The organism is Paenibacillus campinasensis (assembly GCF_002272015.1).
Classification (GTDB): Bacteria; Bacillota; Bacilli; order Paenibacillales; family Paenibacillaceae; genus Paenibacillus_AQ; species Paenibacillus_AQ campinasensis.
The window spans coordinates 42,092-62,759 of sequence record NZ_NPBY01000045.1 but is presented as its reverse complement, the minus strand read 5'-3'; the positions used below and the strand labels follow the sequence as shown (position 1 = coordinate 62,759).

Genomic DNA, 20,668 nt, shown 5'->3' with positions numbered 1-20,668 from the left:
TCAGATCTGTTCCGCCCCGCAGCGCGGACACCATTTGGAGCCTTTGGCCAGATCAACGCTGCAAATCTGGCATTTCACCGTATCGCGCGCACTTTCCTCGTCCGGCTTCTGGTCCTGAAACTGATTGTTCTCCTGCCAGAAACGGATGCGGCGATCCAATTCCAGCTGCCGCTCCCGCTCCCGCTCAAGCTCCTCAAGGTGACGGCGTTCCCGTTCGCGTTCTTCCTCTTCTCTGAAGAGCTGCTCCGGATCGACCTCAACCTCCGGATCGATCTCGGCTTCCGGCTCTGCCGGCCCTGACACCGGACGGTATTCAAATCGCTCCTGCACCGCATGTTCTTCCTCATGCTCATGCTCATCCTCAAACGGAAGCACCCGCTCCCGTTCCCTCTGCACCGGCTGCGCCTCAGGCTTAGGCTCGTTTCTCGTCAGCTTCTCGAGCTTGTTCCCGCAGTATGGGCAGAAGTTGGCATCCAGTCCAACGACACGCCCGCACTCGCACAGCCGCTCGTTTTTCATAATGGCAATCCGGTTGCGCAGCGTGTGAATCTGCTCCTGCAAACCGTCACAGACCTGTGCCAGTTCAACCATTTCTTTCTCGGCGACCGACATATCCTGGGATCGGTAGCCCTCATAAAACACTTTGCCCATCTCTTGAAAATAAGCGTTCTTCTGTTGCTCTATTTCAGCGATCTGACTGTTCATTTTGTTGATTTCCACCACATGCTGCGCTTTCTCCGTCGCTTTATTGGCTCCATCCTTCAGTCTTTGCAAAATTTTCATCCGTCTCATCCCTTTCTATCGCTAGTCCGTTTCTCCAATATTCTCCGATATATGTTCGGTCTTATTTACATATTCCAGGCAATCACTTCAATTTCGATTCGGGCCGCTTCAGGCCAGATCAGACAGACGTACTGAATCGCCTCGCCTATCGCTGCCGATGGGAAGCCCACTGGTCATCATCCGTCATTTTTCCCGTAAAAATGCCAGACCCGAAGCTGCGGGGCTTTTCCGTGTACCTATCATACCAAATTTGCTTCCCGTTTGGAAAAAGGGAGGGATTCCCAGGCAAGCCGACAAGCATCCCCGTGCCACTTTCGCTGATTCAGCCCTGCGCGATTGCGTGTAAACATATACAAACCCATCGACAGATGCGGAAATGGAGGGATTTGATATGAATTACGAGAAAACGACCTATTATGTTTCGGTCAAACATAACTTAATCCAAGAAACTCCGCATGAATCCGTTGAATTTGTCGTCCGATTGAGCGAGGATGAGCTGACCAGGCTTCGCGATCTGCTGAACGATGTGGCAAAAAGCGACAAATACGCCTTTCGGCGCACCTTTGTCCCCTATAAGTCCGCAGATCATGATGATGCGGCCAAGCAGTTCGACGACCGGACGATCGAGCTGTACAGCTTCCTCTATGAGCATGGCGATGAGAACAGCCGCAAACTGATTAATGATATGAACATCATCGACAAAATGAACGATACCGGCTATGACCATCCCGGCTACGCCGGCTCACCGACGAACAAACCGCCGGAGAATTGAAAAAATCCCGGAGCGGATGCTCCGGGATTTATGACAGTTCAACACGTTCATATGCCCGAACCTTGCGGATTCCAATTCAACATTAGCGATTGAACAAGGAGACCGCAAGTACATAAAGTCCCTGATGAGGGTAGACTTCAGTCCCTTTTTCCATACAGTTCTTCGGACCTGGAATTACAGTTTGATATTCGACTCGTCGAAATATTCCTCCAGCGTCAATCCGCTGTCGGCAATATCCGGCGCAAGGTCCTTTCCGACATACCGTATATGCCAAGGCTCGTACACGTAGCCGGTAATGCCTTCCTTGCCTTCCGGATAACGAATAATGAATCCGAATGCCGCCGCATGCTCGGCGAGCCACCGGCCCTCCGCTGAACGTCCGAATACTTCTTCCAGCGCATTGCCGACACTCGGGCTGGATACATCAATGGCAAGTCCCGTCTGATGCTCGCTCGTCCCCGGAACTGCACTGACGCGCGACGCCTCTTCCTCACCCTTGGTCCGCACATTGTTCTCATATATCACCTTCTGGCGCTCATAGGAGCGATAGCCGGACACGGCGCGAAGTTCAATGCCGTCGGCCTGGGCAGCTGCAAACAGCTCCTCCAGCGCCTCCGCCGCTTCCCGGCGCATGTGGCGCTTCTCATGCGCTTCGTCAAAGGAGAATGGCACATTCGGCTCTACCAGATCGCTCGGCGCATAGCCGTCCGGCAGGCTCCGCTGCTTGTTCACCACGACCGGGATCGCTTCAGCGTTGATAACGACCTGCTTGCCGCCTTCTTCCTTCACGGTAGCCTGGAGCGCATTCTCGGTCCGCTTCGCCATCACCGGATCGGACGGCACATCGTCCGCTCCTGCCTCACCCTCAGGGATCGTATTCTCCTGCTGCTCCCCGGCAGGCGACTGAAGCTCCTGTCCCTGCTCCTGCCCTGACCCGGCATCCTTCGACTGACAGCCAGCCAGCACCATTCCCGCTACCAGCAGCGATGACAGCAGCAGGGTTGTCCAACTTGTTCTTCTTGCGCTCATCTGCCGCTCTTCCCTTCAAATGAATTGTTTCCTCTCCCCATTGTACCTCATATCGAAATGTGAGGACAAACCATCATTTCATGTCATTGATGGGCTCTAGCGGGCTGGGGAGAGGCTGGGGGCACGCGGGCCGCGTTGCCAGCGCATGGGCGCCGGGCACACCTGCGGCATGGGCGCCGAGTGCACATGGGCCGCGTTGCCGAGGCCGTTCAGCCCCGGGCGTACCTGCGGCATGGGACCGCGTTGCCAGCGCATGGGCGCGGGCACTCCTGCGGCATGGGCGCCGAGTGCACGTGGGCCGCGTTGCCGAGGCCGTTCAGCCCCAGGCGTACCTGCGGCATGGGACCGCGTTGCCGGCGCATGGGCGCCGGGCACTCCTGCGGCATGGGCCGCCCTGCCGGGGCATGGGCGCCGGGCACTCCTGCGGCATGGGCGCCGCTCCCGGCCCTCGCGGCGCGGACCGCGAAACGGCGGTCAGTCGCCGTTTCGCGGCAGCTGGCGGCGCAGCTGCTCGGCCCGGGCCGCCGTCTGGCGGACCACCAGGCCGAGCGCCTTGGAGGCGCCGCGCACGCCCGGCAGCAGCCCGGCCCAGTCCCCGGCCGGGCGCAGCTCCTCCGGTGGAGGCGGCGGCGAAAGCCGCACCTTCACCTCATCCAGCTGCGGGCCGGGCCGGTGCAGCCGGCCCTCGGCCGCCGCCTCGGCCAGCCACTCGCCTGGAGAAGGGAGCGGCGCTCCCTTCTCCTTGGCCCGTGCGGCCGCCTCGTCGGCGGAGCCGCCTGCCGCGTTCCCGGCCGTCTGGCCCCAGGCGTCGTAGACGCCGGCCAGCAGCGCCTCACGCGGCAGCCCCAGCAGCGCCAGCCGCTGGAGCGGCTCCGCTGCCAGCCGCTGCCGTGCGGCATCCAGCACGGCGGCGGCATGGCTGCAGGCAGCGCGCCCGCAGGAGCAGCGCGCGGCCGATCCATCGCCTTCAAGCGAAGGCGATGGAAGCCCGGCGTCCGCCTCCGCGGCCGGACGCCCGGCAAGCAGGCGGTACAGCGTCAGCGGCCGAAGGCCGAGACGCTCCACCAGCGCCTGCTTGGCTTCCGGTGTCAGCACGTCCACCGGAACCTCCACCAGCGCCGATTCGGTTTCATCATCCGCGCGCTGAACTGCCCCTTTGATCAGACCTGGGGTGAAATCCAGCCTCACCTGTCCCCGCTCAGGGGCTTCCTGCTGCTCCATGGTGGCACAACCTCCTCTTAAGCTTCCAGGCACTCCTCTCGGGGCCTGGGTTCTACCGCTGCCAGAAGGCTCTTGCCTTCACTTGCAGCTACAGCCAATCCTGACTTTGCAGCTCGATCAATTCGCGCAGTTCACGGTCCGACATCTCGGTCAGCCAGGTTTCGCCTGACCCGACCACCTGCTCAGACAGCGCCTTCTTCTGCTCAATCAGCTCATCAATTCTTTCCTCCAGCGTTCCCTGGGCAATCAGCTTGTGCACCTGCACATCACGATGCTGCCCGATCCGGAACACGCGGTCCGTCGCCTGATTCTCCACCGCCGGATTCCACCAGCGGTCATAGTGAAGCACATGGTTGGCCCGGGTCAGGTTGAGCCCGACGCCGCCGGCCTTCAGGGACAACACGAAGAACTCGGAGCCCTCGCCCGCCTGAAAGGCCCGAACCATCTCGTCGCGGTCCCGCTTGGCTACGCCGCCGTGCAGGAAATGCGGCCGCTTCCCGTACCTCCGGGTGAGCACGCTGACCAGCAGTTCTCCCATCGCAACATACTGGGTGAATATAAGCGCCGATTCGCCTACATCGGCAATGCTGTCCAGAATCTCCAGCATCCGCTCCAGCTTGCCCGACTGCTCGATGCGTACAGTGCGGCTGTCCTCCCCGCGAATGAGCTGCGGGTGATTGCAGATCTGCTTCAGCTTGGTCAGCGAGGACAGCACCAGCCCCTTCCTCGCCAGACCTGTCCGATTCTCGATCTGCCCCAGCATTTCGTCGACGACCGCCTGATACATCGCCCCCTGCATCTCGCTCAGCCTGCAGTAGGACTTTACCTCCAGCTTCTCCGGCAGATCCTTGCGGATGTCCGGATCACTCTTCAATCTGCGCAGCATGAAGGGCGAGATCAGCCTGTGCAGTTCCCGCAGCCGCTCCTGCTGCCCGTCGCCTGCGGCGTAACGCTGCCGGAATCCGTTGAAGGAGCCGAGATAACCGGGGTTGAGAAAATGAAAAATCGACCACAGCTCGGCCAGCCGGTTCTCCACCGGCGTACCGGTCATGGCGATCCGGTGAGGCGCTGACAGCTTCATGACACTCTGCGCCTGCTTGGTCCGGTAATTCTTAATGTACTGCGCTTCATCCAGCACGATGCTCGACCAGGATACGGCTGCCAGATCACTACCGTCCCGCCCTGCCAAATGATAGGTCGTCAGCACAACGTCGTACTCCCGGACCTCCTCCTGGAACGCCTCCCCCTTCAGGCGGCGGGTCCCATGATGGATATACAGCGACAAATCCGGGCCGAAACGTTGGAACTCCCGCTGCCAGTTGCCAAGCAGCGAAGTCGGACATACGATGAGCGCCGGTCCCCGGCCTGCAGCAGTCCTTGTACTGTCCAGCAGACAGGTAATAACCTGAACCGTCTTTCCAAGTCCCATATCATCTGCCAGGCAGACCCCGAATCCCATATCGCGCATCAGGCTGAGCCACTGAAAGCCGCGTTCCTGATAAGGCCTTAGCTCCCCGTGCAAGGAAGCCGGAACAGGTCGTTCCGGAAGCTCGCGCAAGCCATCGCCGGCCAGCAGCGAAGACAGCAGTCCTGTCGTCTCCAGCTCCTCGATCAGCAGCCCCTTCCAGATTCGCTCCCCGTCCTGTTCGGCGGCGAGATGGACCCATTCGGCCAGCTCCATTTCCCCCTGCTCATGACGCTTCATGAACCGGAGGACCTGGTTGATCTCCTTCAGGTCCACCTCAATCCATTCTCCCCGGAACTGCACGTACGGCAGGTTTTGCTGCACCAGCGCTTGCAGCTCTTCCCGGGTGATGGGCTGCCCGCCCATTGAGGCCGAGATCTGGAATTCCACGAGATGCTTCATTCCGAGCACCGGCCTTGCGCCTTCCTCCCCGGTCAGCCTCGCATCCGGCTGCATCTTCAGGGACAGTCCGACGCGGCGGCGGCCTTCTCTGGTCCACCTGGAAGGCATCTGGATCTTCACTCCCCCGGCCGTCAGCTGCGGAACTGATTCCTTCATGAAAGACGCAAGCCGGCCAAGCGGAATAACGACACCTTCGGGTGCCGGTCCGAATAGGCCCTCCGCGAGATCCGGGGCCTGCTCTGCCGCCTCGCCAAGCCTCATTAAATACTGGTCGCGCACGCTGCGGTACACCCGTCCCCGAATCATCCGATCCGGCTCCTTCCCGCCCCATATGCTTCGGGCAGGCAGCCAGACGCCTTCATCCTCCACGCTGCCAGCCCAGAACGAGATCCGCCACTCCTCGGCCCCAGGTTCAAGCGGAGGCTCCAGCCTCAGACCAAGCCGGAGGGTTCCGTCCTCAGGAGGCAATTCCTCTCCCTCCATATAAGGCATGCCCGCCTGGCTTACTGCCTCCACGCTGCTGACCAGCCCGCCGATCTCTTCCGGCGTTCCCTGAACGGGAATTTCCCGGCTGACCGTAAGCAGACTGTTCCACCACAGCTCGACCAGCGGGGATTGTCCCCGCCTGTAGGCAGCGAGATGAGCGGACAGCTTGCTCTCCAGCTCCTGCACCGATTGCCTGGATTCACTGTCGATGATCGCGCTCAGGAAAGAATGCAGCACGATGGCCCCCGCTTCTTCCCGGCTCGCCGGCTCGTGACCCGCAAAGGCCGCCGGGGCCCCCAAGCATATCGGCGGCATATTGGCTGCAAGCTGCAGGAACCGCTCCCGATCCTCCCCATCAAGCTGCGGTCTCCATACCGCCCGAATGCTCTCGGTTGATGTTCGGCGCCGGCCGGTAGGGCGCACCTCCGCCGAGGACGGCGCTAATTTGCCGCGCAGCAGCAGCTCCATCGCAAATTGGCTCGCCTTGACCCAAAATCGCATCTCCTCCCCCGTCTCCAGGCCCTGGCTTCTATAGTGATCGCTGTCCAAGAACAGCAGCATCCGGAATGCATCGGCAGGCGAAAGCGCCAGTCCTTCCAGCATGCGTCCGCCCAGCAGCTTACGTTCCGGCCGCCTTCCGTTTTTGGGCTCCATGGTCTGCAGCGGGTACCTCAGCTCGGCCAGCCGGAGAACAGCGCCTGTATAAGGACGGCTTCCGTCCTGAAGGCGAAGGGCCTTCACCACCCGGCTCCATACATCGACCCGCGGCTCTGACACCTCGCCCGAAAAACAAAAGAATACGTCACCTAACCATACGCCATAAAGCGGTTGATTCATGATAGTCTCCCGTCTTTTCCTGCTTTTTAGATATTATTACTATCTTATACGATCACCGCCTATTTTCAAAACATTCCAGGACATTCTGCCGATAAAAAGATGATAAAGACCGTCTTCCGCAGCAACAAAGGCGCCGTGCTGTTCGGTTACAAATGCAACCTGATGTGGGATGATACGTATCCTTTTACAGATATGAACGAGAGGATTAGGGGGGATGTAACATGGCGGTTATGTTTAGCTTGGGATTATTGATTATTCCTTTATTATTTCTTCTTCACATTGCCATTTGTATTTGGGGTTATAACGATGCACGCCGGATGGGACGGAGCCCGGAGTTCGCTCTTCTGGTCGTTCTCGGCATGCTGTTTTTCCCTGTCGTCGGCCCGATTATCTATCTGCTGATTCGCAACAGCTAGCGTCAGGATATGGCATGCAGGAGAATCGCCCGTCAGGCACAAAAAAAGAAGCTCTCCGCGCGGCTATAAGCCTAACGCCAAGAGCTTCTTGATCATGCGTGTGATCATTACTTCTTAACGGCAATTACCTCAATCTCCACGAGTCCATCCTTCGGCAGACGGGCCACTTCCACGGCACTGCGCGCCGGATACGGCTCGGAGAAAAAGCTTCCGTACACTTCATTCACCGCTGCAAAATCGTTCATATCCTTCAAAAACACCGTCGTTTTGACCACTTGGTCCAGGCTTGCTCCGGCCGCTTCGAGAATGGCCTTCACATTTTGCAGCGACAGCTTGGTCTGCTCCTGCACATCGGCTCCAAATTCGCCCGTCTCCGGATTCAGACCAAGCTGACCGGATGTATAGACGAACCCGTTGATTTCCACCGCCTGGCTGTAAGGCCCGATAGCGCCTGGTGCACTTGAGGTCGAGATTATATTTTTGCTCATCCGTATTCCCCTTCCCTATTCAACAACTTGTACGTATTCTCATTGTAATCCCATCGGCATACCTTGGCAAACGACTTTGAACATTTAGCCTTCCGAACCGAGCACATGCAGCACTTCGTTCGTATATACATGGCTGCCGGACACATTCGACAGACCGATCACCACCATCGACCGGGCAACCTTGCTTGCAGGGATCGCCCGATAAGGCGCCAGCCTCGGCGTTCGAAAGACGACATCCAGCGACGTCATCAGCACAGCTGCCAGTCGCTCACCGAATCGCGTATCCGTCCTCTCCCCCAGAAGCAGCGACGGCCGAAACAGATGCAGCCCGTTAAATCCGATGCTGGCGAGCCCCTCTTCCATCTCGCCCTTCGTGCGAAGATAGAAATTGCGGACCTTCGGGCTTGCGCCCGCCGAACTGACCGCCATAAATTGACGCACCCCGCTTCGTTTGGCAAGCTGCGCCGTCTTCAGGACATAGTCCAGATCCACCTTGCGGAACTGCTCCTGAGAACCCGCTTGCTTAATCGTCGTTCCGAGGCAGCAGTACACAATATGAACATCCGCAAAAAACGCAGTATACATCTCGAGCCGATCCCAGTCGATCTGCATCACCTTCAGCTTGGGATGCGTCATCTCAAACGGCCTGCGAACCAGAGCGCGCACCTCCACAATTTCCTCCTGCTGCAAGAGCTCCTTCACAACAAGTCCGCCGACAAGTCCTGTCGCTCCCACCACAAGTGCAATTTGCCCCATAGCGCCTAGCCTCCCCCTTTCCCCCAATCGTTCCGAACACGGTCACCACCGCCAAGCAGGCCCTATGTATCATCAGCACGGAATCAGCATGGCCTGCATCTTGCTCTCCGACTCATTCTACACCGCATCCCCTGCTACAACAAACATGACCTGGCATGTCAGGCTACGCCCAGGTCATCTGTCTGCCTATCCGCTATTCATTGCCCATCCCATACTATTCGCCTTAACCCGGAAGATCACCTGCCGGGAAGAGGGGGGTCGCGATAAACTAATGGCAGGCAAGTCATCATTACCTCGCGCCTGTCATTGAAATGAATAATTGTGGATGATTTTGAAAATTAAGGTAGTTTTTGATTTTATAACATGTTAACTTACAGAGGAACGTTAACTTACTGGGAAAAGGGGATAGAAAATCATGGAGATTCGATTCGAAAGATGGCCTTCCTGGCGCATAGCCTACATTCGGCGCAGGGGCCCTTATGGCGCTGGAAATATCCAGACCATGGAGGCGTTAAAAGGGTGGGCCCGAGCGCACAAACTGCTTCATCACTCGACTGCGATACTTGGAATCGCGCAGGACAATCCGGACATCACTCCACCGGAACATTGCCGCTATGATGCAGGGATAATTCTTCCGGACGCAGATTCAGACGAAGGCCGTCTTCTTTCAAAGGAAATTCCGATGCCGTGGGATGATCACATTCACCAAGGAAAGCTGGCGGAAGGAGAATATCTGGTGTGCAAAATCAAACATACGGCCGAACACATCGAACAGGCCTGGAAGCGGATCTTTCAAGCCGTGGAGCATCATGGTTACCGTATGGATCATAAACCAGTTATTGAACGTTATTCCGAGGATCTCGTGAGCGAAGGCTACTGTGAGCTATGCGTCCCGGTTAGCGGATAAAAACAGCCGGGCTGAGGGGCATCTCTGCACCTCAGCCCGGCCACATCAACCGGTTAATCGCGATAGCGATCGGTCCATTCCATATATTCACGCTCTGCCGCATCCTTGGAGCGGCCGTAGCGCTCCTGGATTTTGCCTACGAGCTTTTCTCTCTCACCGTCGATGACATCAAGGTCATCATCCGTCAGCTTGCCCCACTGTTTCTTGGCTTCACCCTTCATCTGTTTCCATTTCCCTTTGAACACGTTGTTATCCATGATCATCAGTCCTCCTTGTAGAAGATGGTGTACCTCTCATCAGAGATCTCTTGTGCGCCTCCGGGGAAGTCTGCATGTCTATGCCCCGATTCATGACCATCCCTGATGGTCCATGTTCGTTATGGGCAACATCGATGCCTATGCTGTTTTTGTGCTGATCAGCGTCTACTCGTCTTTACCCGCATCTCCCCGTTCTGAATCGACATCGAACAGGCAGAACAGGCGCAGGCGGCCCGGGGAGCTTCCCCTGACCGCCTGCGCCTTTCAAACATTACCCTTTCAACTTAAGGACCGACGACTCGCCCTCATTCTCCTTCTCCTGCTCCTTATCATCGCCCACCAGTTCCCTGGCCGAGGACTTGAACTCCGACAGGGTGCGCCCCACCGCTCTTCCCAGCTCCGGGAGCTTGGAAGGACCGAACAGAATGAGCACGACCACCAAGATCATCATGATGCCGACGAAGCCAACATTTTGAAACATCGCTATCCTCTCCTTTCACCATTTCCGAAACATCTGATCCACACATCATGCGACAGCCTGCCTGCACAGCTAAAGTGAGGTTCTCTCTTATTTACTCGGATACACCGCAACCGCCTCGATCTCGATCAGCCAATCTGAATTAACCAGGCTTGCCACGCCCACCGTAGAGCGCGCAGGCTTCACCGGGTTCTGTTCATTGTTGAAGAACTGGGCATACGCCTCAAACCAGCCATTGTAATCAAAAGCACCATCCATCGCAGCATCAGGCGTTAGATAGGCCCGCAAATACACCACATCCTTCATGGACAGCCCCTGCTCCTTGAGCTGCCGCTCAATCGCCTTCAACGTCCCGATGGCCTGTGTCTTCGTATCGCCATACCGCCCGTACACCGTCTTCCCATTCCTGTTAATGACAGGCGGAACGGTGCCGCTCGTGTATAGATAGGCTGCGCCTTCAGGAACGATCACACCACTTGCGATAGATGAGGTCGGGCTGCCATAAAATATCGGCGGCGAACCTGCCGCAATCGACGGCTTCTCCGCCACATCGGAAGGCGAATCAGCATAAGCGACCATGCTGACAGCGCTGAACATCAAGGTCAGAAGGGCTATAGATCTCCATTTACGTTTCATTATAAAAAAACACTCCTCTCTTCATTAAACCAGGGTAGGATGCCCGCCGCCATGCGCCGCCTCTGCACCGATTTATCCGGTCCAGTAACGACAGCCTGCTGTTAAGCCTGCATGACGCGCTGATGAATATCGCTCACCACCACCCTTGCCGACTCCATGGCTCCCGCCTGCCACGCAGTAATGTAGCTGATATGCTCGCCTGCCAGATAAATCCGGTTGTCCGGCTTGCACAGCGTCTTGTAGAAGGTCTGGCGATCGTCTGCGGAGTAGGACACCCATCCGCCTTCTTGGTACGGCACTCGCTTCCAGTCAATTGAAAAGGAAGCGTCAAACTCCTTCATATACTGCGGATGAATCTTCGCTCCTTGGGTCAGCGCAAGCTTCTCGCGCTCTTGATAGGACATCCCGCCAAGCTTATCTGCAATGCCGCCGTAAGCGTAGTAACCGAGCAGAATTCCCTTTTTGCTGAAATAATCGTTGGACGGATAATAGATTTGCGTAATGTCCATATTGGTCAGGCTGCTGCCGCCGTACAGATGCTCATCCTCCTCCCAGAACCGGCGTTTGAACTGCAACCCGATCTTGCCTGCAGAGGCATAACGTGTACTGTTAATGGCCTTGGCCATGTCCGGGGAGAAATCAGCGGGGATTTTTTTGAGGACAGATAACGGGATGGTGCAAATGCAGTAGTCACCGGCAATCTCATGCTCCTGCTTGGTCGCCAGATCCTTGTATACGACGCGCACGCCGGATGCAGACTGGCGAATCTCCTGCACCTCGGTCCGGTATTTGATCCGGTCCCCGACATGCTTCTCGAAGGCTTTAACAATCGCATCCATGCCGCCAACGGGATGGAACATGAGCATCTGCTGATCGTAGCTGTATTCGTTGCTGAAATAGTTACCGAAGCCTGAATTCACAATGGACTTCAGATCGAACGGGTCACGACGCACACCGGCATCGAGCCGGCTGGCCGGCTCGGTCTTGTAGCCGCCGCGGGATGACCCCTTGTAGAACAGGTCCGGGCTCAGATCTCCCTCCGCCCGCAAATACTCCACCAGCTTTGCCTTTTCCTCGGGTCCAAGCGGCAGATCCAGCGCTTTCTGATCGACCGCCTTGGCGAGCATCTCCGCGACATACCCGCGCATATCCGCCTTGGCTGCACGCTTGGGCACACGCTGGCCGGACAGAGGCCCCGCATTCTCGTTATAGTAATAGCCGCTCTCATTCACATTGTTGAACGGCTCGATGGCCACCCCTAAAGTGCGGCAGTATTCCATCGTGACATGAAACTGCGGAATCCGCATCGGCCCGGCATTGAAATACAGTCCCGGGTCATTGTCGAAGCGGGCGATCTGAAGACCCGTGCCGATCTCACTGGCGGCCGTTCCCTTCCGGATGGTCCAGCATCGTCCGCCGGCATGACCTTTCGCTTCCAGCAGCGTGCAGTCGTAACCAGCCAGTCCCAGCTCATAGGCGGCGGTCAAGCCTGCAATGCCTGCCCCGAGTATGATGATTTTCTGGCCGGTGCGTCCGCTTAGCTGAAGATCATTTCGACCGGGAGGCGTAAATTCAGCCGCCTTCAACGTTTGGGGAGTGAGAAGGCCCATCGTGCCCATCAGGCTGAAGACAGCGACGGAGCCGCCCAGCTTGCCCACGGTGTTCAAAAACTGTCTGCGGGTCATCTCTTTTGACTGTTCCTTTGTTGCCATCGCGATCACTCCTCGGCTATGTAGTCAGGTTATGAGCCGATATTAACAAAGAAAATGGGTTTTGACTTAAATATTGTCAGGATTTCTTACACAATTTTTATTTTTTGAAAAACAATTGCTTTTTTTAACCGTTTTTCATAAAATCAATGTCATAAAATCTTCCGCTAACAAGCGTTGACATCCACATCCTTATCAACCAGCTTTCAATTCGGTGTACTCCCCAAGCATTACGCTTCCGTTTGGGTTAATAATAGTTACACAGGAGGTAATATGAATGGAAAGTAAGGTCATGAGCATCGGGGTAGTGTGTGAGTTAACCGGGCTGTCGGAAAGGCAAATTCGTTACTACGAGGAGCGAAAGCTGGTATTTCCAGCCCGCACGAAAGGAGGGAATCGGCGCTATTCCTTTGAGGATGTGCAAAAATTGCAGGAAATCCACCAAAAGATGCAGGAGGGATTTAATACATTTGAACTGAAAGAAATAATCTCGCCAAAAACCAAGCGCTGTGCGCCGGCGTACCGCTGAAAACTGAAAATGATAAAGGAGGGAGAGCCTGATGGAGCACAACAAAACGATGACGATCCTGGAGCACATCGCCGAGCTTAGAAAGCGGATCCTGCTAATCCTGCTGGTGTTCGTGCTGTCGATGGGCATCGGGCTGGCTGCCGCGCCGCATCTTCTAAGCTTTCTCAAGCTGCACTCGCCCGCCTTTCAGGTGAATTGGAATGCCTTCTCCCCCTGGGACGGCCTTCGAATCTATATGAGCATTGCAATGGTGCTCTCGCTGGCCCCGACCCTGCCGTTTGCATTCTACCAGACCTGGCGGTTTGTACAGGAGGGCTTGAGCAGGCAGGAGAAGTCCGCAACACTGCGCTTTGTTCCGTTTTCGGCTGTGTGCTTCGTGGCCGGGATTTCTTTTGCTTACTTTGTCGTTTTCCCGATGAGTCTTGCCTTCACGGGCAGCATCAACGCCCAGCTGAACCTAGCTGAAACGTACGGGGTGTCCCAGTACTTCGGCTTCATGATCAGCATTGTGATTCCGCTGTCCCTTGCGTTTGAGCTGCCGGTCGTCGTGCTGTTCCTCACCCGGATCGGTCTGCTTCAGCCCGCGCTTCTCAGAACGATGCGCCGTTACGCCTACCTGGTCCTTGTCATCATCGCCGCGCTCATCTCGCCACCGGACCTGGTATCTCATCTGCTCGTCGCCATACCGCTAATCGCCCTGTACGAGCTGAGCGCCTGGCTGGCACACAGAATGCACCGCAGGCAGATCGCACGGGAGCAGTTGCAGCTGCAGCCGGATCCGGCCGATCATGCGGGTCAAACCGCATAGATTCAGCGGAGCATAAGACCCCGATTTGCTTTTTGAGCAGAGTATAGTGTATAATAAGTAATTGTTATCCGAAGTTTAACCCCGTAAGTTCCTCAACAAGGTTAATTCTATAACTATCACGAAGTGTAAAATTCCTATTTAATAACCCAACAAGTATGAGTTTTATTGGAACGTTTTCTGATTCACACTGGAGCGGTCATCGGAGCCGCAAGGACGAAAGAGAGGCAGGGCTTTTGTTGTTTTGGAAGCTGTCTTCCTGATATGAACTTCTAACACGGAACCGTCTGAACACCCGTCATGGGAGGGGCAGGGGTTAAATTTCATAGCGCATGGATAAGCGCAACATGCTGGACCCGGCGAATTCGCCGGGTCCTTTCATTTTATAAGTGGAAAATTATGAATATATGCGAGTTCCTCACGGTGACAGCGGCCCACTAGCGTGCATATGATACCGAAGATAACCGTATTTTCGAAAAGGAGCGAGCAGCCTTGAAAAAAAGAAAAAAGCAGAAGCCCTCTTCGGCCTCAACGCCAGATAAACGATATATCGTCGATGCCAATACAAGGGAGTTGGATTTTCTGGGCAATGGAATGACACCGGTCCATAGACAGGAGAAGCCTGCAAAGATTATGGGAGCGGCCGTAGCCGAAGAGCAGGTTGTCGAGCATGAACATTTCGACAATGAATCGGGTATTGGGTTCGATGTAAGTATACTAGACAGAGACCGGAGCGAATCCAAATCAGTTCTGAACCAGGAGGCGGAATCCGCGGTAGAAGGAGAGAAGCCGGTCCAAAAGATACTGGCTGAGAAACAAATGCCAGAGCTGAAGGAAGCTTTCATATTCACCGAGGATATCGGCGAGTTTGCCGTCACCGAGAGCCGAATCGCTCCCCATGCAATTTCTGCGTCAAAATTAGCGCCCGGGGCCATTGGCTCAGAAGCAATCCAAGATTATGCGATCACCAGCGTTCATTTAGCCGAAGGCACGATAACATCCGGGAAAATCGCTCCTTTGTCCATTTCGGGTGAACATATCGTTGACGGATCCCTATCCACTCGCAAACTTCGGGACAACTCGATTAACACAAGTAAAATAAAGGATAGCAGCATCACCTCTCAGAAGCTGGCAGACCGCGCCGTCACGGGGGACAAAATCGCTGACGGCAGCATTACCGCCCGTCATATCAGCCAATTGCTTATTACAAGCGAAATTCTGGATGATCAAGCCGTAACCAACGACAAAATCGCTTCGAGCGCAGTGGAGACACGCCATCTGGCAAACGGGGCGGTCCATAACTCCAAGCTCGCAGAACAGGCGGTAACGACCTCCAAAATTCGCGACTTCGCCGTAACCGGGGACAAAATCGAACCGGGAGCTATCGGCAGCAGCCATATTACGGCTCAATCCATCCATGGAGACCATCTTGGGCATGGCGCCGTGAACCGCGAGCACCTGGCTCCCGAATGCATCGGTCCGGCGCAAATAGCCGAGGAAGCCGTGCAATCCCCTCACATCCAGAACGGAGCCATTCAATCCGTCCACCTGGCCAAAGGATCCATCGGACCTGAACAAATTCAGAAGGGCTCGGTCGGTTCGGAGCAAATCAGCAACGAGGCCATACTCAGCAGTCATCTCGGAAATGCCAGCGTGACGAGTCCGAAGCTGGCGGATCAGTCCGTCGGAACCATTAAGTTGGTGGAGCATGCGGTAACAGCTTCGAAAATTGCCGACCAGAGCATTCTGCCGCAGAAAATTGCTAACGAAGCGGTTCAAGCCCGACATCTGGCCAAAGGATCGGTCGAGGCCGCCCATATAGCGCCGCAATCGATTCAGACTCAGCACTTGACAGTAAACGCAATCGGCTCTGCCCATATCGCCGAGGGAAGCCTTCTTCCGGCCCACTTCGGAAATAATAGCGTCAATAGGAACGCCATTCAGCCAAAGGCGATTGAAGAGCGCCACATCGCGGATGCAGCTATAGCCGACCAGCACCTTAAACAAGGGGCCGTCAGCGAAGATAAGCTCGCCTCGGGAAGTGTGACCGCCAGCAAGCTGGCTTTCGGATCCGTCGGTGGAACTAATATCGCTCCAGAAGGCGTCACCTCAGAGCACATCACTAAGCAATCCATCAAGGAACATCATCTGAACATCGGCAGTGTCGGCTCGGGTTCGATTCAGGAGCAGGCTGTGCAAGGGTGGCATATCGCAGACGAGACCATTGAAAGCCGGCATATGCAGCAGGGGAGCGTGAAGACCAGTGCGCTTGCCGACGGCTCGATCACCTCAGAGAAGATTTCGCTTGGCGCGGTTACGGAATCCCTGATTGGGGAGGGTGCTGTATTTCCGCGTCACCTAACAGATTATGCAGTCACTTCCTTGAAGCTGTCCCCGGAAAGCGTATCAACCGACAAGCTTGCCGATCTGGCCGTTACGTCCTCCAAGCTGGCAGAAGGCAGCATTACTAAAGACAAAATAGCCGCCCATGCGATCGAAGGCACTCACCTGTCTGCGGAATCTGTCGCTGGAGAAGCTATTCAGAACGGTGCAATCAGCTCGGATAAGATCGCTCCTCAAGCCGTGAACGGCAGCCATATCGAAAGGGAAGCCATCAGCGGAGCGCATATTGCACAGAACTCCATCAGCGGCCCCCACTTACAGAAGCAAGCCATCACCTTGGAGCACCTTGCCGATGAGCTTCGTTCTCCAGAGCATTATGCCGATGCCAGCATACAAGGAACTAAGCTTGCACCTCAGTCGATCTCGAACATCCACCTTTCCCTTGGATCTGTGGCTGAAGACAATCTGCAGGACCATGCTGTCAGCAGCGGCAAGATCCGTCCGGGCTCGATAGCCTCAGAGCATCTGCAAGCAGGCAGTGTGTTCTCCCCGCATATTGGAGACCAATCCATTATGGCTCAGCATGTGCAAGACGGGGAGATTAAGGATAACCATATCGCATCCGGGGCGATCCAGGCCCATCACATGACAGCAGGTACCATTACGTCGCAGCATATATCCGAGGGAGCTGTCGACAGCAAGCATCTGGCAGAAGGCGCTGTTTCAGGCCAGCATCTGAACAAGGACATCGTTTCCTTCGAACACCTAACCTTCCCTCCTATCCGCAGTACAACAGGGGGGCAGGCAAAGCTCCAGCAGTTCGGCATCACACCGTTTGTTCTGACCGGAACGGAAACTCAGATCAACGTAAACGTGAATTTCGACGAGCCTTTTGCTGACATCAACTATGTTATCGTTGGAATGAGCAATAACCTCGGCTTCCAGTTCTCTATCAAATCTCAACATAAGCACACCGCTGAACTGGAGGTTGTACGGCAGCCGGACTGCAATCTATCCTATGGGTTTATCTCCTGGATTGCTGTCGGTCCCTGCTCATGAATTCTCTAAAGCAACAGGCATGCTTCCTTTTTTGGGAAGCATGCCTGTTCTTTTATATCTAGGATCCATCAATCTTTAACAAGCTTACGTATCGAATTCCTTCCGTTCGTCTCTTTCGTCATGAAGTTGAATGAGGGTAGATCATCACCTTCACACTGCTGTCCTTCTGGGTTCTGGCAAGCTCGATCGCTTCCTTGATCTCGTTCAGCGAAAATTGATGTGTAATGATATCTCGAATCCGGTGACTACCGCCTTCCAGCATCCGGATCGCAGCAGGGTATGTGTTCACATAACGAAACACGCCGTGCACGTCCAGTTCGGCATCGACCAGCGCGCCGATATCCACGGGAATGGCATCCCGGGTCGGCAAGCCGACCAGCACGATCCGGCCTCCGCGATTGACATAACCGATCGAGCCTGCAATCGCTCCCGCATTGCCCGATGTCTCGATAACCAGGTCGATGCCCCCGCCGCCGGTTACTTCCTGGATCCGTTCGCTCACATCGTCTTGCTGCGGATCGATGACGCCGGCCGCTCCCATCTGCAGCGCCAGCTTCCGGCGGAATTCCACCACATCGCTGCCGTACACGGCCGATGCGCCAGCCATCCGGGCAGCCTGTATGGCAAGCAGGCCGATCGGGCCTAGGCCGAGCACCAACACCCGATCCTCAGGGCGTATGCGGCCCCGCCGCACCGCATGGATGCCTACCGAGAGCGGTTCCAGCAACGCCCCTTCCTCAAAGCTCATCTCATCCGGCAAGCGGAACAGGAAATCGCTTCGTACCGCAACATATTCCGCCCACGCCCCATCTACAGGCGGGGTAGCCATAAAGACAACGTCGGGGCACAGGTTATATCTTCCGCTTTTGCAATATGAGCATCTCCCGCAAGTAACACCTGGCTCTACGGCTACCCGGTCTCCAGGCGCAACGTTCGTCACGTTCTCCCCTGTCCGAACAACGACCCCGGCCAGCTCATGCCCTAGAATAAGCGGTTCCTTCACTTCATATCTTCCAATTCGTCCATGCTCATAATAATGGACATCCGAGCCGCAGATGCCAATACAATGGACCCGTATCAGCGCCTCGTCAGGCTTTGGCTCAGGAACAGGCACCTGCTTGACTTCGATCGACAACGGACGGTCAAGCACCGCCGCAGACATCATTGGTTGCTGTGACATACATTCCCCCACCTTTCGGTAAAGTAATCGCTTTCTTCTCCATTCTACACGATCCGGATTCACTTCGTCAGACTTGCGGCTTGCCTTGCGAAATCACGCCCCGGCATCGGAACGTTCTATCCTATCCTTGCAGCTGAAGCCACTCCTCCCGCAAAATCCCCATCCGGATCGAGTCATAGTAATGTCCGTTGTAATAACGGACTTTGCGAATTCTGGCCTCCATCTGCATGCCCAGCTTGTCTCCAACCCGCATCATTCGCTCATTGCCTGACCAGGTGGTAATGCCAACCCGAACCAGCGGCAATGTCCGGAACAAATGAGCCATCCATAACTTTAACGCCCGGGTTCCCAGTCCTCTTCCCCATGATTCATTCTCATAGAGTACAATGCCCATCTCCAGCCAGCGGGAGGGCTCGTGCTCCCAATAATAAGAGACGGTCCCCCTGACTGCGCCGTCCACTTCAATAACCCAGAAATCGTCGGCCTGTACCCATTTGTCGGCAGAGGTCAGAAATTCTTCATAGCTCATCGTCTTATGCGGGTAATAGGGAGCATCCCATTTCTTCCACTCCGGCTGTTCTTCCTTATAAATTAAGGTCCATAGATGATATAAATCCGGCTCGCCGATCGGGCGGATAGTCAATTCTTGATCTGTATACATGAACTCTCCTTTAGATATACTATTCTCTCAACTCATGTATTTCATTATATCAGACAACGTTTGCCTTTGGTCTCTTCCATCCGTTACAATAACGGAAAATCACCATTATGTTGAGTTATTACAGGAGCGTAATTATGAGTAAAAAAATCGTGGCCATCGACATGGACGATACGATCTGCCACCTCATCCCGAAAGCGATCAGCTATCACAATGCCCAGTACGATCAGCCTCAGCTGGCCATGGAACACATTACAAGCTTCAACCTGCATGGCATCTGGCATCCGCAGTGCACCGAGGATGTGTTTTTCGGCAGACCCGGACTGTATGAGGAGCTCGACATATTTGATGAGCATACCGTAGAGGAAATTCGGAAGATGATGACCGACTATGATGTGATCGTCATCACCGCCGCGCGCCCGTCCTCGGTTCCCGAGAAGTGGAAATGGATGCAGCAGCACCTGCCATTTATTCCGTATGACAATTTTTTTGTAGCCAAACGCAAATATTTAGTTGATTTCGATCTTCTCATTGACGACGGTCCTCATAATGTGATCGCCGCCAGAGAGGCCGGCAAGCAGACTATCCTGATTCCGAGGCCGTGGAATGCGCATATCCAGAAGGATTATGTGCTCAAAGACTCGTGGGACGGCATGTATGAGCTGGTCGGGGAATTGCTGTCCGAGAAGCCGGACGGGAGGGAGTAAGCGATGACTATAGAGCGCAATGGCCAATACCTCTCGCAGGATATTCACTTTTTTACCGCCGCGCTGTCGGAGACGCTCGTTACGGTCTGGGAGGAAGACCCCGCAGGTGTATATATCGAAATCGAACGCGGCTTTATCGAAGGCTATTCCTCCGAAGTCGTGCATGTACGAAATGTGGCATCCGGCTCCCGAACAAGCTATAACCGTGACACCGTCATGTTTCAGCGCATCTAGCCCCTGTCCAAAAAGCGCGCAGATCCCTGCAGGATCGCGCGCTTTTTGTGCTTGCCGGTGCTATTTTCTTAGTCGGGTGATCGCTTCCGCCGTCTGCTTCACCGCCTGATGACCAAACACCGCAAAAGCCCCCGCAAGAATGCCTTGTATAACGCTCTCCACGCTCCAGCCGATCAGTTCGACTGTAAGCAGAATCGATACGATGATCACCACATAAACGATGCTCCAATTCGGAACTCTCGGTGTCTGCTTCAGCACATAACCGATAACCCAACAGGCGGCAACCACCATGAACAGCCGAGGATCAATCAATTGAAAGATAATGCCCCATTCCATCGGTATCCCTGCCCTTCTATGCCTTGAGTCTCTTCATATTCTATGCGGCAAAACTATCGTTTGTCCGAATAGATATCAGACTATTAGTAGAGTATGCGGAACCTTGGCGGGATTATTCCGAATTTTGATAGAAACAGGACGCTGGACCGGCCATCAATCCGTTTCCTCATGGTCG

General features: G+C 55.3%; 21 protein-coding genes. 8 read left to right on the top strand and 13 right to left on the bottom strand.

Translation table 11 applies throughout. The features are described from left to right. Nucleotides 1-783 (bottom strand): zinc ribbon domain-containing protein, encoded by a 783-nt coding sequence (locus tag CHH67_RS14670; RefSeq protein WP_095265938.1) that lies wholly within the window; start codon nt 781-783, stop codon nt 1-3. 391 nt (nt 784-1,174) lie between these two features. On the opposite strand from CHH67_RS14670, the gene CHH67_RS14665 reads away from it, so the two are divergent. After that, nucleotides 1,175-1,555, top strand: a complete 381-nt coding sequence (locus CHH67_RS14665; RefSeq protein ID WP_095265937.1) for a hypothetical protein — start codon at nt 1,175-1,177, stop codon at nt 1,553-1,555. Nucleotides 1,556-1,729: 174 nt separating this feature from the next. On the opposite strand, the gene CHH67_RS14660 is transcribed toward CHH67_RS14665, so the two are convergent. The 3 genes from CHH67_RS14660 to CHH67_RS14650 all read right to left on the bottom strand — a co-directional run bounded on the left by CHH67_RS14660 (nt 1,730) and on the right by CHH67_RS14650 (nt 6,995). Then, a complete protein-coding gene (locus CHH67_RS14660; RefSeq protein ID WP_095265936.1) occupies nt 1,730-2,584 on the bottom strand; it encodes a M15 family metallopeptidase in 855 nt (284 codons plus the stop codon). 474 nt (nt 2,585-3,058) lie between these two features. Further along, a complete protein-coding gene (locus tag CHH67_RS14655; RefSeq protein WP_095265935.1) occupies nt 3,059-3,805 on the bottom strand; it encodes a hypothetical protein in 747 nt (248 codons plus the stop codon). Between the two features lie 88 nt (nt 3,806-3,893). Further along, nucleotides 3,894-6,995, bottom strand: coding sequence for a DEAD/DEAH box helicase (locus CHH67_RS14650; protein ID WP_095265934.1), 3,102 nt, complete (start codon nt 6,993-6,995; stop codon nt 3,894-3,896). A gap of 221 nt (nt 6,996-7,216) precedes the next feature. Here CHH67_RS14650 and CHH67_RS14645 point away from each other — a divergent pair, with 221 nt between their 5' ends. Then, entirely contained in the window at nt 7,217-7,411 is a 195-nt protein-coding gene (locus tag CHH67_RS14645) for a PLDc N-terminal domain-containing protein (RefSeq protein WP_095398542.1), read from the top strand. Nucleotides 7,412-7,518: 107 nt separating this feature from the next. Here the strand turns inward: CHH67_RS14645 and CHH67_RS14640 are convergent, their stop codons facing one another. Together CHH67_RS14640 and CHH67_RS14635 are read right to left on the bottom strand one after the other, a co-directional pair. Further along, nucleotides 7,519-7,899 (bottom strand): RidA family protein, encoded by a 381-nt coding sequence (locus tag CHH67_RS14640; RefSeq protein ID WP_095265933.1) that lies wholly within the window; start codon nt 7,897-7,899, stop codon nt 7,519-7,521. A gap of 84 nt (nt 7,900-7,983) precedes the next feature. Further along, nucleotides 7,984-8,655 (bottom strand): NAD(P)H-binding protein, encoded by a 672-nt coding sequence (locus tag CHH67_RS14635; protein WP_095265932.1) that lies wholly within the window; start codon nt 8,653-8,655, stop codon nt 7,984-7,986. Between the two features lie 415 nt (nt 8,656-9,070). On the opposite strand from CHH67_RS14635, the gene CHH67_RS14630 reads away from it, so the two are divergent. Continuing rightward, nucleotides 9,071-9,562 carry an AraC family transcriptional regulator gene (locus tag CHH67_RS14630; protein ID WP_095265931.1) on the top strand — a complete coding sequence of 164 codons (492 nt, stop codon included), beginning with the start codon at nt 9,071-9,073 and terminating at the stop codon, nt 9,560-9,562. Between the two features lie 53 nt (nt 9,563-9,615). On the opposite strand, the gene CHH67_RS14625 is transcribed toward CHH67_RS14630, so the two are convergent. From CHH67_RS14625 to CHH67_RS14610, 4 genes are all read right to left on the bottom strand, one after another. After that, nucleotides 9,616-9,819, bottom strand: coding sequence for a CsbD family protein (locus tag CHH67_RS14625; RefSeq protein WP_095266048.1), 204 nt, complete (start codon nt 9,817-9,819; stop codon nt 9,616-9,618). Between the two features lie 271 nt (nt 9,820-10,090). Beyond that, nucleotides 10,091-10,300, bottom strand: a complete 210-nt coding sequence (locus CHH67_RS14620; protein ID WP_095265930.1) for a twin-arginine translocase TatA/TatE family subunit — start codon at nt 10,298-10,300, stop codon at nt 10,091-10,093. Nucleotides 10,301-10,387: 87 nt separating this feature from the next. Next, entirely contained in the window at nt 10,388-10,933 is a 546-nt protein-coding gene (locus tag CHH67_RS14615; RefSeq protein ID WP_095265929.1) for a RidA family protein, read from the bottom strand. Between the two features lie 101 nt (nt 10,934-11,034). Then, a complete protein-coding gene (locus CHH67_RS14610; protein ID WP_095265928.1) occupies nt 11,035-12,645 on the bottom strand; it encodes a flavin monoamine oxidase family protein in 1,611 nt (536 codons plus the stop codon). Between the two features lie 274 nt (nt 12,646-12,919). On the opposite strand from CHH67_RS14610, the gene CHH67_RS14605 reads away from it, so the two are divergent. The 3 genes from CHH67_RS14605 (at nt 12,920) to CHH67_RS14595 (ending at nt 17,378) form a co-directional block, all read left to right on the top strand. Beyond that, the gene (locus tag CHH67_RS14605) at nt 12,920-13,171 is read left to right on the top strand and encodes a MerR family transcriptional regulator (protein WP_095265927.1); all 252 of its coding nucleotides are present in this window, start codon (nt 12,920-12,922) and stop codon (nt 13,169-13,171) included. 31 nt (nt 13,172-13,202) lie between these two features. After that, a complete protein-coding gene (gene tatC, locus CHH67_RS14600; protein WP_095265926.1) occupies nt 13,203-13,979 on the top strand; it encodes a twin-arginine translocase subunit TatC in 777 nt (258 codons plus the stop codon). A gap of 489 nt (nt 13,980-14,468) precedes the next feature. Continuing rightward, on the top strand, nt 14,469-17,378 hold the full coding sequence (locus CHH67_RS14595) for a WIAG-tail domain (RefSeq protein WP_095265925.1): 2,910 nt from the start codon (nt 14,469-14,471) through the stop codon (nt 17,376-17,378). Nucleotides 17,379-17,496: 118 nt separating this feature from the next. On the opposite strand, the gene CHH67_RS14590 is transcribed toward CHH67_RS14595, so the two are convergent. Together CHH67_RS14590 and CHH67_RS14585 are read right to left on the bottom strand one after the other, a co-directional pair. Next, a complete protein-coding gene (locus CHH67_RS14590) occupies nt 17,497-18,558 on the bottom strand; it encodes an NAD(P)-dependent alcohol dehydrogenase (RefSeq protein WP_095265924.1) in 1,062 nt (353 codons plus the stop codon). A gap of 121 nt (nt 18,559-18,679) precedes the next feature. Next, nucleotides 18,680-19,219: a GNAT family N-acetyltransferase gene (locus tag CHH67_RS14585; protein WP_095265923.1), complete on the bottom strand. Its 540-nt coding sequence runs from the start codon at nt 19,217-19,219 to the stop codon at nt 18,680-18,682. Between the two features lie 134 nt (nt 19,220-19,353). Between CHH67_RS14585 and CHH67_RS14580 the strand changes: the two genes are divergently transcribed. Both CHH67_RS14580 and CHH67_RS14575 read left to right on the top strand, forming a co-directional pair. Then, nucleotides 19,354-19,923, top strand: a complete 570-nt coding sequence (locus tag CHH67_RS14580; protein WP_095265922.1) for a 5' nucleotidase, NT5C type — start codon at nt 19,354-19,356, stop codon at nt 19,921-19,923. 3 nt (nt 19,924-19,926) lie between these two features. Beyond that, nucleotides 19,927-20,157: a hypothetical protein gene (locus tag CHH67_RS14575; RefSeq protein ID WP_095265921.1), complete on the top strand. Its 231-nt coding sequence runs from the start codon at nt 19,927-19,929 to the stop codon at nt 20,155-20,157. A 60-nt stretch (nt 20,158-20,217) separates the two neighbouring features. On the opposite strand, the gene CHH67_RS14570 is transcribed toward CHH67_RS14575, so the two are convergent. Next, complete coding sequence (locus CHH67_RS14570; protein ID WP_095265920.1) at nt 20,218-20,493, bottom strand: phage holin family protein; 276 nt, start codon at nt 20,491-20,493, stop codon at nt 20,218-20,220. Between the last annotated feature and the right edge of the window lie 175 nt (nt 20,494-20,668).

Bases quoted from the DNA above. Each gene is read 5' to 3' on its own strand.
- CHH67_RS14580 (WP_095265922.1), top strand. From the start codon at position 19,354: ATGAGTAAAAAAATCGTGGCCATCGACATGGACGATACGATCTGCCAC.
- CHH67_RS14635 (WP_095265932.1), bottom strand. From the start codon at position 8,655: ATGGGGCAAATTGCACTTGTGGTGGGAGCGACAGGACTTGTCGGCGGA.
- CHH67_RS14605 (WP_095265927.1), top strand. From the start codon at position 12,920: ATGGAAAGTAAGGTCATGAGCATCGGGGTAGTGTGTGAGTTAACCGGG.
- tatC (WP_095265926.1), top strand. From the start codon at position 13,203: ATGGAGCACAACAAAACGATGACGATCCTGGAGCACATCGCCGAGCTT.
- CHH67_RS14590 (WP_095265924.1), bottom strand. From the start codon at position 18,558: ATGTCACAGCAACCAATGATGTCTGCGGCGGTGCTTGACCGTCCGTTG.
- CHH67_RS14650 (WP_095265934.1), bottom strand. From the start codon at position 6,995: ATGAATCAACCGCTTTATGGCGTATGGTTAGGTGACGTATTCTTTTGT.
- CHH67_RS14570 (WP_095265920.1), bottom strand. From the start codon at position 20,493: ATGGAATGGGGCATTATCTTTCAATTGATTGATCCTCGGCTGTTCATG.
- CHH67_RS14655 (WP_095265935.1), bottom strand. From the start codon at position 3,805: ATGGAGCAGCAGGAAGCCCCTGAGCGGGGACAGGTGAGGCTGGATTTC.
- CHH67_RS14645 (WP_095398542.1), top strand. From the start codon at position 7,217: ATGGCGGTTATGTTTAGCTTGGGATTATTGATTATTCCTTTATTATTT.
- CHH67_RS14585 (WP_095265923.1), bottom strand. From the start codon at position 19,219: ATGTATACAGATCAAGAATTGACTATCCGCCCGATCGGCGAGCCGGAT.
- CHH67_RS14640 (WP_095265933.1), bottom strand. From the start codon at position 7,899: ATGAGCAAAAATATAATCTCGACCTCAAGTGCACCAGGCGCTATCGGG.
- CHH67_RS14615 (WP_095265929.1), bottom strand. From the start codon at position 10,933: ATGAAACGTAAATGGAGATCTATAGCCCTTCTGACCTTGATGTTCAGC.
- CHH67_RS14625 (WP_095266048.1), bottom strand. From the start codon at position 9,819: ATGGATAACAACGTGTTCAAAGGGAAATGGAAACAGATGAAGGGTGAA.
- CHH67_RS14610 (WP_095265928.1), bottom strand. From the start codon at position 12,645: ATGGCAACAAAGGAACAGTCAAAAGAGATGACCCGCAGACAGTTTTTG.
- CHH67_RS14665 (WP_095265937.1), top strand. From the start codon at position 1,175: ATGAATTACGAGAAAACGACCTATTATGTTTCGGTCAAACATAACTTA.
- CHH67_RS14670 (WP_095265938.1), bottom strand. From the start codon at position 783: ATGAAAATTTTGCAAAGACTGAAGGATGGAGCCAATAAAGCGACGGAG.
- CHH67_RS14630 (WP_095265931.1), top strand. From the start codon at position 9,071: ATGGAGATTCGATTCGAAAGATGGCCTTCCTGGCGCATAGCCTACATT.
- CHH67_RS14660 (WP_095265936.1), bottom strand. From the start codon at position 2,584: ATGAGCGCAAGAAGAACAAGTTGGACAACCCTGCTGCTGTCATCGCTG.
- CHH67_RS14620 (WP_095265930.1), bottom strand. From the start codon at position 10,300: ATGTTTCAAAATGTTGGCTTCGTCGGCATCATGATGATCTTGGTGGTC.
- CHH67_RS14575 (WP_095265921.1), top strand. From the start codon at position 19,927: ATGACTATAGAGCGCAATGGCCAATACCTCTCGCAGGATATTCACTTT.